At 63.3% G+C, this 12,495-nt stretch carries 10 protein-coding genes; 5 read left to right on the top strand and 5 right to left on the bottom strand.

Translation table 11 applies throughout. The features are described from left to right. Positions 1–52 precede the first annotated feature (52 nt). Positions 53–976 (bottom strand): NAD-dependent epimerase/dehydratase family protein, encoded by a 924-nt coding sequence (locus tag NX778_RS05825; protein WP_258810722.1) that lies wholly within the window; start codon positions 974–976, stop codon positions 53–55. Positions 977–1,081: 105 nt separating this feature from the next. Between NX778_RS05825 and NX778_RS05820 the strand changes: the two genes are divergently transcribed. Further along, a complete protein-coding gene (locus NX778_RS05820) occupies positions 1,082–1,978 on the top strand; it encodes a LysR substrate-binding domain-containing protein (protein ID WP_258810721.1) in 897 nt (298 codons plus the stop codon). 45 nt (positions 1,979–2,023) lie between these two features. Here NX778_RS05820 and NX778_RS05815 read toward each other — a convergent pair whose 3' ends face one another. Further along, on the bottom strand, positions 2,024–3,472 hold the full coding sequence (locus tag NX778_RS05815) for a peptide MFS transporter (RefSeq protein ID WP_441295317.1): 1,449 nt from the start codon (positions 3,470–3,472) through the stop codon (positions 2,024–2,026). 304 nt (positions 3,473–3,776) lie between these two features. Here NX778_RS05815 and ppnN point away from each other — a divergent pair, with 304 nt between their 5' ends. After that, on the top strand, positions 3,777–5,159 hold the full coding sequence (gene ppnN, locus NX778_RS05810) for a nucleotide 5'-monophosphate nucleosidase PpnN (RefSeq protein WP_258810719.1): 1,383 nt from the start codon (positions 3,777–3,779) through the stop codon (positions 5,157–5,159). Positions 5,160–5,222: 63 nt separating this feature from the next. On the opposite strand, the gene lysS is transcribed toward ppnN, so the two are convergent. From lysS to prfB, 3 genes are all read right to left on the bottom strand, one after another. Next, positions 5,223–6,758, bottom strand: a complete 1,536-nt coding sequence (gene lysS, locus NX778_RS05805; protein ID WP_258810718.1) for a lysine--tRNA ligase — start codon at positions 6,756–6,758, stop codon at positions 5,223–5,225. Positions 6,759–6,771: 13 nt separating this feature from the next. Continuing rightward, positions 6,772–7,449: an HAD family hydrolase gene (locus NX778_RS05800; protein WP_258810717.1), complete on the bottom strand. Its 678-nt coding sequence runs from the start codon at positions 7,447–7,449 to the stop codon at positions 6,772–6,774. A gap of 3 nt (positions 7,450–7,452) precedes the next feature. Next, positions 7,453–8,557, bottom strand: a protein-coding gene (gene prfB, locus NX778_RS05795) for a peptide chain release factor 2 (protein ID WP_258810716.1) whose coding sequence is annotated in 2 segments (ribosomal slippage) — positions 7,453–8,475 and positions 8,477–8,557 — 1,104 coding nt in all. Because the reading frame shifts where the segments join, the coding sequence is not laid out codon by codon here. Positions 8,558–8,688: 131 nt separating this feature from the next. Here prfB and NX778_RS05790 point away from each other — a divergent pair. From NX778_RS05790 to NX778_RS05780, 3 genes are all read left to right on the top strand, one after another. Next, the gene (locus NX778_RS05790; RefSeq protein ID WP_258810715.1) at positions 8,689–10,665 is read left to right on the top strand and encodes a bifunctional 2',3'-cyclic-nucleotide 2'-phosphodiesterase/3'-nucleotidase; all 1,977 of its coding nucleotides are present in this window, start codon (positions 8,689–8,691) and stop codon (positions 10,663–10,665) included. 176 nt (positions 10,666–10,841) lie between these two features. Then, positions 10,842–11,735, top strand: coding sequence for a DUF2167 domain-containing protein (locus NX778_RS05785; protein WP_258810713.1), 894 nt, complete (start codon positions 10,842–10,844; stop codon positions 11,733–11,735). Positions 11,736–11,742: 7 nt separating this feature from the next. Then, positions 11,743–12,462, top strand: coding sequence for a site-2 protease family protein (locus NX778_RS05780; protein WP_258810712.1), 720 nt, complete (start codon positions 11,743–11,745; stop codon positions 12,460–12,462). The last annotated feature ends 33 nt before the right edge of the window (positions 12,463–12,495 follow it).

Genomic DNA, 12,495 nt, shown 5'->3' with positions numbered 1-12,495 from the left:
GGCGGCAGGGGGAAGGCACACATTAACACGTGCGCGTTCCCGGCAGGCGCACTCAGACGAAGGCCAGGTCGTACTGGCGGATCGCGTCGTCCAGCCACTCGTCACTGTGGCCGAAACGGTAGCCCAGCGCCGTGGCGCGCGAGGTGTCGAGCGCCAGCGGAGCGGGGTAATCGAAGGGCGAAAGCTCGCCCGCTTGTCCGGGATGCTGCCTGATGGCGCGCGGCTGCGCGTCCAGCAGTTGTGCCGTCTTGTGATATAGCGCGTGGGCCGACAACGCGCCGGCGCAGGCGCCATTGACCGGTCCTTCGAAACGCTGGCTGCCCACCCAGGCCAGGAAGCGCGCGGCCTCCTGCGGCGACGTCAGGGAAGTCGTGGCGTCAGCGTGGGCATAACGCAGCGGCGCGCAGGCGCGCACCAGGTCCACATAATGCGCCAGCCGGCCGGTGAAATCGCCCTGGCCGCCGATCACGTGGCCGAGGCGTACGGTCACCAGCGGCAGCGTGCCGTCGCGGTAGAGGTAGGCCTCGGCCTGCAGCTTGCCGGGCACGTAGCTTTCGATGGCGCGCGCCGGATCGTGCCAGGGATAGGCGGTGTCGATGGGCTGGGCCTGCACATTCAGGTCGTCTTCCTTGAACGGGGCATCCTGCTTGCCGAGCAGGCCGCGGTAGACGTCGATGGTCGAGGTGACGACGTAACGGCCGGTCTTGCCGGCGAAGGTGCGCGCCGCGATCGCCGCGTCCAGTGGCGAGTAGCACATCTGGTCGAACACGACATCGTAGCGGGCGCCGCGGAAGGCGGTGCGCATCGCGGCCTCGTTGCGGCGGTCGACGCGGATGCGTTCGATGCGATCGCCGAACGGGTCCGGCGCGTAGCCGCGGGTGGCGATCGTCACCTTGTTGCCTGCCATGACGAGCCGCTGCACCAGCAGCTTGCCGAAAAAGCGTGTACCGCCGATCACCAAGATATTCTTGTTCATGTCTTTCCCGTGACGAATCGAGTATATTTTCTGCTCAGGCGTTGTATTGATCAAACGAGAAAAACTTGGGTCAATGAATAAGAAAAACTTATGCATGGGGTGGCGATGAAGCCGCTGAGGAGCCTTTCGGGGCTGATCGATTTCGACTGCGCGGCGCGCTGGGGCAGTTTCAAGCTGGCCGGCCAGGAGCTGCACAAGACGCCGGCCGCGGTCAGCCTGCAGATCAAGCACCTGGAGGAATCGGTCGGTTTCGCGCTGTTCGTGCGCCACGCGCGCCACATCACCTTGACCGAAAAAGGGCAGGAGCTGGCGGTGGCGGTGGCGCGCATGCTTTCAGACCTGCGCGACAAGATCGGCGCGCTGCAGGGCGGCGACGAGGAGGCGGTGCTGCGCATCTCGACCACGCATTCGTTCGCGATCAAGTGGCTGGTGCCGCGCATGCACCGCTTCACCAAGTTGTATCCGGAGCTGGACATCCGCATCGATTCGAACGACGTGCCGGTCGACCTGGAGGCCGACAGCACCGACGTCGCAATCCGCTACGGTCCGGTGCGCGATGGCGATCCAGCGACCTTGCTGCGCGAGCGCCTGGTGCCGGTGTACAGCCCTGAGCTGCTGGCGCCCGGCCAGCACGCGCTGACCCTGGCCGACCTTGGCCAGCATCGCCTGCTGTGCGAGAAGTCCAACGAGGCGTGGCTGCAGCTGCTCAACGAGAACCGCGCATTCAAGGGCGCCTACGATTTCTCGCGCGGCTACAGCCACTGGGGCGTGCTGGTGCAGGCGGCGGTGGCGGGGCAGGGTGTGGCGCTGGTGCCGTTCGGGATCGCGTGCGGCGACCTGGCCTCGGGCGGGCTGCGCCAGATTGCCTGCCGCAGCGCCGCCTTCCACAACGGCTACCGCTTCCTCGCCAATCCCCACAAGGAAGGGCTGGGCAAGGTGAAGCGTTTCCGCGACTGGATGTTCGCCGAGATGGCCGAGATGCGCGCCGCGATGGAGCAATGAAAAAGGCGACCACGCGGGCCGCCTTTGCCTTGATGCCGGAAGCGCTTACTTCACGCCGTGCATCAGCTTCTGGATGAGCGGAGCGATCAGGAACAGCAGGATGCCCGCGCCCAGCAGCGAATAGAAGCCGAAGGTGTAGCCCTGCAGCGCCGATGCGGTCGACATGCCGTGCTCGCCCGAGACCATGCTGGCAAAGATGCCCGACAGGTTGTTGCCGATACCGGTCGACAGGAACCAGCCGCCCATGCCCAGGCCGACCAGGCGCACCGGAGCGAGCTTGGTCACCATCGACAGGCCGATCGGCGACAGGCACAGCTCACCGACGGACTGGATGAAGTAGACGGCGAACAGGGTCCAGAACGGGATCTTGTTGTCGGCGCTGACCAGGTAGGACAGCGCGTACACCAGCAGGCCGAAGGCCAGGCCGTTGAACGCGAGGCCGAGGCCGAACTTGCGCGGGATCGACGGGTTGGCATTGCGGCGGCCCAGCAGCACCCACACGTAGGCGACGATCGGCGCCAGCGTGATGATCGCGATCGAGTTCACGCTCTGGAACCAGGCGGTCGGGAACACCCAGCCGCCGAAGTCGCGGTTGACGATGTTATTGGCCAGGAAGGTGAACGAGCTGCCCGCCTGCTCGAAGAAGCACCAGAACATCACGTTGAAGAAGAAGATGATCATCATCGCGATGGTCTTGTCGCGCGCGACCTTGCCTTCGCGGACGCCTTCGACGATCAGCATGATCGCCAGGATGATGAACAGGACCGACAGCACGGCCTGCAGCTTCTCCGCGCCCAGCTTGAGCAGGAAGTACACGACCGGGATCACGACCAGCGAGCCGATCGCCACGTAGACCACGCGCATGCGGTTTTCCAGTTCGCCGGTGGCGGCGCCGATGCCCTTGAGCTGGCGGCGGCCGATGTAGAACCACACCAGCGACAGCAGCATGCCGATGCCGGAGGCGAAGAACACGATCTTGTAGGCCGGGGTGTCGCCGGTGTTGAACACATGCTGCGCCAGCACCTGGGTCAGGATCGGTGCGATGAAGGCGCCGGTGTTGATACCCATGTAGAAGATGGTGAAGCCGGAGTCGCGGCGGGTGTCGCTCACGCTATACAGCTTGCCGACCATGGCCGAGATGTTCGGCTTGAACATGCCGTTGCCGACGATGATGGTGGCCAGGCCCAGCTTGAACACTTCCGGATCGGGGATCGTGATCGCGAACAGGCCCAGGGCCATGAAGGACGCGCCCACCAGGATCGAGCGCTGGTAGCCGATCACGCGGTCGGCGACATAGCCGCCGAACACGGCGCCGGCGTAGACCAGGGCGAGGTAGGAACCGTAGATAAGGTTGGCCGAGGACTGGCCCGACGGGTCGCCGTTGAAGAACTGGGCGACGACGTAAAGCACCAGGGCCCAGCGGATGCCGTAGAAGGCGAAGCGCTCCCAGAATTCGGTCATGAACAGCATCCACAGCGGAGCTGGGTGACCCATGATCTGTTTGAACTCCGGAATAGCGCGATCCTGGGCGTTTGAAGAAGCTGTAGCTGCACCGCTCATGCGGTTCCTCCCGAAATAGTAGTGGTTATACCGTTATCGTTTTTTTTTGGACCAGCGGGTAAGCCGATATCCAATAGCGTCGCATTGTAGAGTAAATCGTCCGGCACAAGCGAATTATTTAAGTATGTGTTAATCGCGTGCGCGCGAGCTTTGCGCCAGGCCGAATCCGGGCCTGTCCGAGTTGTCGTATATTGGCGTAGACTGGAAGCGTCGCGTAACAGAGAAGGACTAGAAGAAGATGAATTACGAAGTGGTCGATACCCTGATTTCTCCGGAAGGCCGGCTTGAGATCCTGTCCAAGGCCGAGGTCTCCAAACTGCTCGATACCAGCCAGGGTGGCCTGTACGGCGTGTTTCGCAGCTGCGCGCTGGCCGTGCTGAATTGCGGCAGTTCGATCGACGATGGCAAGGAACTGCTGGAACGCTACGGCAGCTTCGACATCCACATCATCCAGCGCGAGCGCGGCATCAAGCTCGATATCCGCGGCGCGCCCGCCATCGCCTTCGTCGACGGCAAAATGATCAAGGGGATCCACGAGCACCTGTTCGCGGTATTGCGCGATATCGTTTATGTCAATTTCGAGGTCGTCGACAATCCCAAGTTCAACCTGAGCCGGCCGGAGGGCATCACCGACGCGGTGTTCCATATCCTGCGCAACGCCAACGTGCTGCAGCCGCAGCGCAATCCCAACCTGGTGGTGTGCTGGGGTGGCCACTCGATCAACCGGGTCGAGTACAACTATTCGAAGGAAGTGGGCTACCAGCTTGGCCTGCGCGAGCTGGATATCTGCACCGGCTGCGGCCCGGGCGCGATGAAGGGGCCGATGAAAGGCGCCACGATCGGCCATGCCAAGCAGCGCCTGGGCGGCGGTCGTTACCTGGGCATTTCGGAGCCGGGCATCATCGCGGCCGAATCGCCGAACCCGATCGTCAACGACCTGGTGATCATGCCGGACATCGAAAAGCGGCTGGAGGCCTTCGTGCGCCTCGGGCACGGCATCTGCGTGTTCCCGGGCGGCGCCGGCACGGCGGAAGAGATCCTGTACATCCTCGGTATCCTGCTCCATCCGGAGAATGCGGAGATGCCGTTCCCGCTGGTGTTCACCGGGCCGGCGGAGTCGCGCGCCTATTTCGACCAGATCGACAGCTTCATCGGCGCCACGCTGGGCAAGGAGGCGCAGCAGAAGTACAAGATCATCGTCGACGATCCGGAGGCGGTGGCGCGCGAGATGTCGCTGGGGATCAAGCAGGTGCGCGAATTCCGCAAGTCGCGCAGCGATGCCTACTATTTCAACTGGCTGCTCAAGATCGACCAGGAATTCCAGCGCCCGTTCCGGCCGACGCACGAGAACATGCGCAACCTTCACCTGCACAAGAACCAGGAGGTCCACATGCTGGCAGCGAACCTGCGGCGCGCGTTTTCGGGCGTCGTGGCGGGGAACGTGAAGGAGGAGGGGATCAGGGCGATCGAGAAGTACGGGCAGTTCGAGATCGATGGCGAGCCGGAGATCATGGAGCCCATGGATTCGCTGCTGCAGTCCTTCGTGGCGCAGAACCGCATGAAACTGCCGGGCAAGGCGTATGTGCCGTGCTATCGGATCGTGAACGCTGCGGCTGTGTAAAGAAAAATGGGGTTCCCGCGCACGCGGGAACCCCATTCTGCTTGACTAGCCGTCAGTGGCCGATCAGTCTTCGCGCCGCAGGTGCGGGAACAGAATCACGTCACGAATATTCGGCGCATCTGTAATCAGCATCATCAGGCGGTCGATGCCGATGCCGCAGCCGCCGGCCGGCGGCATGCCGTATTCCAGCGCGCGGATGTAGTCGGCGTCGTAGTACATCGCCTCCTCGTCGCCGGCATCCTTGGCCTCCACCTGGGCCAGGAAGCGCGCGGCCTGGTCTTCCGGATCGTTCAGCTCCGAGAAGCCGTTGGCGATCTCGCGGCCGACCATGAACAGCTCGAAACGCTCGGTGATGCCCGGACGCAGATCCGATTCGCGCGCCAGCGGCGACACTTCAACCGGGTAGTCGATGATGAAGGTCGGCTCCCACAGCTGCGCTTCCGCGGTCTCTTCGAACAGCGCCAGTTGCAGCGCGCCCAGACCGGCGGTGGCGAAAGGCTTTACGCCGAACTTCTTCAGCTCTTCCTTGATGAAGGCCGCGTCATTCAGCTGCGCGTCGGTGTAGCCCGGCGCATACTTGTTGATGGCCTCGACGATGGTCAGGCGGTGGAAGGGCTTGGACAGGTCCAGCTCACGCCCGCCGTAGCTCAGGGTCGCGGTGCCGTGCGCGTCGATCGCGGCCTGGCGGATCACGCCTTCGGTGAAGTCCATCATCCACTTGTAGTCCACGTACGCGGCGTAGAACTCCATCATGGTGAATTCGGGATTGTGGCGGGTCGAGACGCCTTCGTTGCGGAAGTTGCGGTTGACCTCGAACACGCGCTCGAAGCCGCCGACCACCAGGCGCTTGAGATAGAGCTCAGGCGCGATGCGCAGGAACATCTGCATGTCCAGTGCATTGTGGTGGGTGATGAAAGGCTTGGCCGCGGCGCCGCCCGGGATCGGGTGCAGCATCGGGGTCTCGACTTCCATGAAGCCGTGTTCGTCCATGAAGCGGCGGATCGACGACATCGCGGCGGTGCGCGCCTTGAAGGTGCGGCGGGTCTCTTCGCTGGTGATCAGGTCGACGTAGCGCTGGCGGTACTTGGTTTCCTGGTCGGCCAGGCCGTGGAACTTGTCCGGCAGCGGACGCAGAGACTTGGTGATCAGCTTGAGCTTGGAGACCTTGATGGTCAGCTCGCCGACCTTGGTCTTGAACAGCGTGCCTTCGACGCCCAGGATGTCGCCCAGGTCGTAGTGGCGGAACGCCTCCATGGCTTCCTCGCCAGTGTCGTCCAGCGTGACATAGACCTGGATGCGGCCGTTGGCGTACTGGCCGGATGAATCCTGCAGGGTCGCGAACGCGGCCTTCTTGCCGGCCTCGCGCTTGAGCATCATGCGGCCCGCCAGCGCCACGTGCACCAGCTTGGCCTCGAGGTCTTCGCGCGAGTGCGAGCCGTACTGGCCGGCCAGGTCGGCGGCGTTGTGGGTCGGGCGGAAGTCGTTCGGGAACGCGACACCCTTCTGGCGCAGGGCCGTCAGCTTGGCGCGGCGCTCGGCCATGATCTTGTTTTCGTCGGTCGACGCCAGCGGCGCCTGGTCTTGGTTTTCCGTAGTCATGGTGGGATCTGGTTTATTGTTGGGTTGCCGGGGCGAGCAGCTCGTCGACGGACAGTTCGTTAAAGTCGGGCGCGACGGCGATCACCTTGTCGTACTGGCTAAACGCGTCGGCCGGCAAAGTGGTTGTCAGCACCACGGACGGCATGCCGGCATTTTGTGCCGCTTCCACGCCCAGCGGCGCATCTTCGAACACGATGCAGTCGGCCGGCGCCACGCCGAGCTTTTCGGCCGCCTTCAGGAACACGTCCGGATGCGGCTTGCCGCGCTTGACGTCGGCCGCGCCGACCACCGCCTTGAAATGGCGGCGCAGCTTCAGGCCGTCGAGCACGAAATCGATGTTTTCCGGTGGGCCGGAAGTGGCCACGGCGAGCAGCACACCCTGCGCTTTGGCTTCATCGAGGAAGCGCGACAGGCCCGCGAGTTCCTTCAGGTGCGGCCCGTAGATCTCGCGGTACAGCGCTTCCTTTTCGGCGTTCAGCGCCGCCACCTCGTCGTCGGACAGATGCGCGCCGAGGTAGGCGCGCATGATCTCCTTGCCCTGGCGGCCGGCGGTCGCACGGAAGAATTCATCGCGGTCGATGTCCTTGCCGCGGCGATGGAAGAACTCGATCCACGACTTCATGTGGAAGCCCATGTTGTCGACGATGGTGCCGTCCATGTCGAACACGAATGCGCGTTTTGCCTCGCTCATCGATCAGATACCCTGCTTGAGCGATGCGGAGATGAAGTCGTCCAGGTCGCCGTCCAGCACGTTCTTGGTGTTGCCGGTTTCAACGTTGGTGCGCAGGTCCTTGATGCGGGACTGGTCCAGCACGTAGGAGCGGATCTGGTGGCCCCAGCCGACGTCGGTCTTGGAGTCTTCCAGCTTCTGCTGCTCGGCCATGCGCTTGCGCAGCTCCAGCTCGAACAGCTTCGCGCGCAGCATGTCGAATGCTTCGGCCTTGTTGCGGTGCTGCGAACGGTCGTTCTGGCACTGCACCACGATGCCCGACGGAGCGTGCGTCAGGCGCACCGCGGAGTCGGTCTTGTTGATGTGCTGGCCGCCGGCGCCGGATGCGCGGTAGGTGTCGATGCGCACGTCCGCCGGGTTGATCTCGATGTCGAAGGACTCGTCCACTTCCGGGTAGACGAACAGCGACGAGAACGAGGTGTGGCGGCCGTTGGCGGAGTCGAACGGCGACTTGCGCACCAGGCGATGCACGCCGGTTTCGGTGCGCAGGTGGCCGTAGGCGTATTCGCCTTCGACCTTGATGGTGGCGGTCTTGATGCCCGCGACCTCGCCCTCGGACACTTCCAGCAGTTCGGCCTTGAAGCCCTTGCGTTCGCAATAGCGCAGGTACTGGCGCAGCAGCATGGACGCCCAGTCCTGGGCTTCGGTGCCGCCGGCGCCGGCCTGGATGTCGATGAAGCAGTTGGCGTGGTCCATCGGGTTGCTGAACATCCGGCGGAATTCCATCGCCTCGATGACCTTCTGGATCGCTTCGGCGTCGCCGGCCACGGCTTCGAGCGTTTCGTCGTCGCCTTCCTCGCGCGCCATCTCGAACAGGTCGGCCGCGTCCTTCAGGTCGGCGTCCGCCTTCTGCAGCGTCAGGACCACGCCTTCAAGTTCTTTCTTCTTCTTGCCCAGGTCCTGGGCACGTTTCTGGTCATTCCAGACGGTGGGGTCTTCCAGCTCCTGGTTTACCTGTTCGAGGTCATCCGACTTCTTATCGAAGTCAAAGATACCTCCGAAGTTCGGCTTCCCGACCGGTCAGGTCGGACAGCAGGGCGGAGATGGCGTTGATGCGTTCGGCTTCCATGTTCTTGGCGCTCTTTGATAGGTTGAATTCGAAACCCTCGATTATACCCCAGTGCGTGCAGCTTAGCGCCCCGCTTGATGGGGCGGGCAGCTGTGCCGTATCATCGGCCGGTCTTTCCAATCCGATCACTTATGTCGACCAGCCTGCCTTACCAAGTTTGCATCGCGGCCTTGCCGCTGGCAGTGGCCACGGCAGCCTGCGCGGGCGTTCCCGCCGGCGCGACCGCGACGCTGGCGGTGCTGGAGACCACGGACCTCCACTCCAACGTGGTCGGCTACGACTACTACAAGCTCGCCGCCGACCCGTCGCTCGGGCTTGAGCGCACGGCGACCCTGATCGCGGCGGCGCGGCGCGAATTCGCCAACACGCTCCTGCTCGACAATGGCGACACCCTGCAAGGCACCGCGCTGGCGGACTACCAGGCCATCGCCCATCCGGTGCGCTGCGGCCAGCGCCTGGCCATTTACAAGGTGATGAACAGGCTCGGATATGAAGGCGGCGGTGTCGGCAACCACGATTTCAACTATGGCCTGCGCTTCCTGGCCCAGGTGACCGGCAGCCGCTTCGACGTGTCCGGCGTCGACAAGACGATGCGCTGCGCCGGCCCGGCGTTTCCGATCGTGCTGGCGAACGTCTACAGCCTGAAGACCCATAAGCCGCTGTTCGCGCCATACCGCATCATCGACAAGCGCATCGCCGCGACCGACGCGAACGGCAAGCCGTTCAACGCAACCGTCAAGGTCGGGATCATCGGCCTGACGACGCCCGGCATCATGGAGTGGGACAAGCGCTGGCTGGACGGGAAGGTCTACACCGAAGGCGTGCGCGAAGCGGCCGAAAAGTACGTCCCGGAGATGCGCGCGAAGGGGGCGGACGTGGTGATCGCGATCTCGCACGGCGGCATCGACGGCGCCGCCTACACGCCGAAGATGGAAAACGCGGGCTACTACCTGGCCCAGGTGCCGGGCATCGACGCGATCCTGCTCGGCCATGCGCACGCCGTGTTCCCGGACGCTTCTAGCAATGCGCCGCAGTTCATGCTGCCGGGCGTCGACAGGGCCGGCGGCCGCGTTTTCGGCGTGCCGACCGTGATGGCCGGCCTGTGGGGCAAGGACCTCGGCGTGATCAGCCTGCGCCTGCGCCACGACGGCAAGCGCTGGGTGGCGGACAAGGACCGGGCGACCGTCGAAGTGCGTGCGATCCAGCGGCCAGACAAATCCTTCGTCGCGCCCGATCGAGCGGTCGCCGCGCTGGCGGCGAATGAACATCAAGGCACGATCGCCTACGTGAAAACGCCGATCGGCGACACCGGTTTCCGGATGTCGAGCTACTTCGCTGACCTCGGCGACGTCTCCGCGATCCAGCTCGTCAACGACGCCCAGGCTGACTACACCAGGCGCTATATCGCGGCCAACCTGCCGCAGTATGCGAGCCTGCCGGTGCTGTCGATGGCGGCGCCGTTCAAGGCCGGCGCTGCGGGGCCGGGCGACTACACCGATGTCCCGGCCGGCAAACTGGCGATGAACAATGCGGCGGACCTGTACCTGTATCCGAACACGCTGTCGGCGGTGAGGGTCAACGGCGCCGAACTGAAGGCGTGGCTGGAGCGCGCCGCCGGGCGCTTCAATACCATCGACCCCACGCAGATCGAAGCACAGGAACTGGTCAACAAGCAGTTCGCCAGTTATAACTTCGACATGCTGACCACGAAGGACGCCAGCTACGACATCGACGTCACGCAGCCGCCGGGGCACCGCATCTCGAACCTGCGTTACCAGGGCGCGCCGGTCGAGGATCGCCAGGAGTTCATCGTCGCGACCAATAACTACCGGGCCAGCGGCGGTGGCGGCTTCGCGATGCTCGGCTCGGGCAAGCTCGTCGTGGCCGCGCCTGACAGCAACCGCGATGTGCTGATCGACTACGTGCGCAAACTGCAGCACCTGAGCCGTGAAGCCAACGGCAGCGCGCGCAGCTGGCGTTTCAAGCCGGTGCACACCGCCGGGCCGGTGCTGCTGCACGCGGCGCCCCATCTCGACGATCTGGCGCGACAGTCGCATGCTGAACCGGCAGGCGAACCGGGCATGTATCGGGTATCCCTGTCCGACTGACAGACTGTGACCACGCCTTCCATGCGTCGCGCATAGCGGCCGAAAATATTTCCCCAAAGGTAACAATCTGAGAGTTTCTCGACGGCTCGCATGCATACAATGGCGGCTCGGGTCACACGATAAATCGATCCGCCGGCGACACAGTGCGCCAGGCGCGACACCAGAATGGGGATGAGATGAAACTGAATCGCTTTGCGCGCGGCGCATGTGCCGCTGTCTTGTCGTTAGCTTTGATGGATGCGGTGGCGCAATCGCCGAAGATCGATGCGGAGACCGAAATGAAGGCCGCGGTCGCGGCGGCACAAGCCGTGGTGAAGAACGGTCCTGTCGACATACCGCTCGCTAACCAGGCCACGCTCAAGCTGCCCGAAAATTACAGTTTCATTCCCCAGCCGGAGGCCGGCCGGATCATGAAGGCGATGGGTAACGGCGACGACCCGACCCGGCTCGGGATCATTATCCCTCCCGATAACAAAGGCATGGTCATCCCGCGCTTTATCGATTCCGGCTATATCAAAGACGACGAGGCACGGGATTGGAAGGTGGACGAACTGCTGGACAGCATTCGCGAAGGAACCAAAGAGGGTAATAAGGAGCGCGCCGCGCGCGGATTCCCTGAAATGGAGGTGATGGGTTGGACGCAAAGGCCGGCCTACGATGCGAAAACGCACCGCCTGGCGTGGGCGATCGAATCGAAAGACAAAGGCGCACCGGCCGACGCGGAACACGGCGTCAATTTCAACACGTATGTGCTGGGCCGTGAAGGTTATCTGTCAATGAACCTGGTCGCCTCCCTTCCTGAACTGGCCGAGACCAAGCCTCACCTGGAAACCTTGCTTGCGCAGACCAGTTTCAATCCCGGGAAAACATACGCCGACTTCCATTCCGGTACCGATCGCGTCGCCGAATATGGAATCGCCGCACTGGTGACGGGCCTGGCGGTGAAAAAGCTCGGGCTGTTCGCCATCATCGCGGCATTTGCGCTGAAGTTCTTCAAGTTGATTGCGGTGGCCGCGCTTGCCCTGATCGCCGGCATACGCAGCTTCTTCAAGCGCAAGAACGAAGCATGAATCGGCGATGAAATCGCTCCTGCTCCTTCTGTTCAGCGCCGGAAAGCTGGGCAAGGTGCTGACGACCGGCGGCACCATGCTGCTGTCGGTCGTGGCCTACGCCTTCGTTTATGGCTGGTGGTATGCCGCTGGTTTTGTCGCGCTCTTGTTCTGCCATGAGATGGGGCATTTCATTGCCGCGCGCCGCAGCGGCCTTCCGGTCGGGGCGCCGACCTTCATCCCATTTGTCGGCGCCTGGATCAATATGAAGGAAATGCCGACGGACGTGAAAACCGAGGCCTATGTCGGTATCGCGGGTCCTGTTGCGGGCACGGTGGCGGCGCTGGGCTGCTATTTCCTGGCGCGCCAATTTGATAGCGGCTTGCTGCTGGCACTGGCTTATGCCGGTTTCTTCCTCAATCTTTTCAACCTGATTCCGGTCTCGCCGTTGGACGGCGGCCGCATTACGGCGATCCTGTCGCCGCGCGTGTGGCTGCTGGGCGCGCCGATTCTCGCCGCTGCGTTTTTATGGCGGCCCAGTCCCATTCTCATCCTGATCGGCGTCGTCGCGATCCCGCAGCTGATCGCGGCCTGGCGCTACGATCCGGATGCGCCTGAAAACAAGGATTACTACGCCGTGCCGTTGGAGGATAAACTGACTTACGGGACATTTTATGTCGGGCTGATCGTCTTCCTTAGCCTGATGCTGCATGACCTTCACCAGGAGCTCGGAACGGGGCGCGGTTGATCGCTCGACGAAGTAATAGATGACCAATGTTGC

The sequence above is a fragment of the Massilia terrae genome (genome assembly GCF_024753145.1).
Lineage (GTDB): Bacteria > Pseudomonadota > Gammaproteobacteria > Burkholderiales > Burkholderiaceae_D > Telluria > Telluria terrae.
The sequence above is the reverse complement of the archived record's forward strand: the minus strand, read 5'-3'. Positions and strand labels throughout refer to the sequence as shown.

What these genes read in the sequence shown, in the direction of transcription:
- NX778_RS05825 (WP_258810722.1), bottom strand. Translation starts at nt 976, where the DNA reads ATGAACAAGAATATCTTGGTGATCGGCGGTACACGCTTTTTCGGCAAG.
- NX778_RS05820 (WP_258810721.1), top strand. Translation starts at nt 1,082, where the DNA reads ATGAAGCCGCTGAGGAGCCTTTCGGGGCTGATCGATTTCGACTGCGCG.
- NX778_RS05815 (WP_441295317.1), bottom strand. Translation starts at nt 3,472, where the DNA reads ATGGGTCACCCAGCTCCGCTGTGGATGCTGTTCATGACCGAATTCTGG.
- ppnN (WP_258810719.1), top strand. Translation starts at nt 3,777, where the DNA reads ATGAATTACGAAGTGGTCGATACCCTGATTTCTCCGGAAGGCCGGCTT.
- lysS (WP_258810718.1), bottom strand. Translation starts at nt 6,758, where the DNA reads ATGACTACGGAAAACCAAGACCAGGCGCCGCTGGCGTCGACCGACGAA.
- NX778_RS05800 (WP_258810717.1), bottom strand. Translation starts at nt 7,449, where the DNA reads ATGAGCGAGGCAAAACGCGCATTCGTGTTCGACATGGACGGCACCATC.
- NX778_RS05790 (WP_258810715.1), top strand. Translation starts at nt 8,689, where the DNA reads ATGTCGACCAGCCTGCCTTACCAAGTTTGCATCGCGGCCTTGCCGCTG.
- NX778_RS05785 (WP_258810713.1), top strand. Translation starts at nt 10,842, where the DNA reads ATGAAACTGAATCGCTTTGCGCGCGGCGCATGTGCCGCTGTCTTGTCG.
- NX778_RS05780 (WP_258810712.1), top strand. Translation starts at nt 11,743, where the DNA reads ATGAAATCGCTCCTGCTCCTTCTGTTCAGCGCCGGAAAGCTGGGCAAG.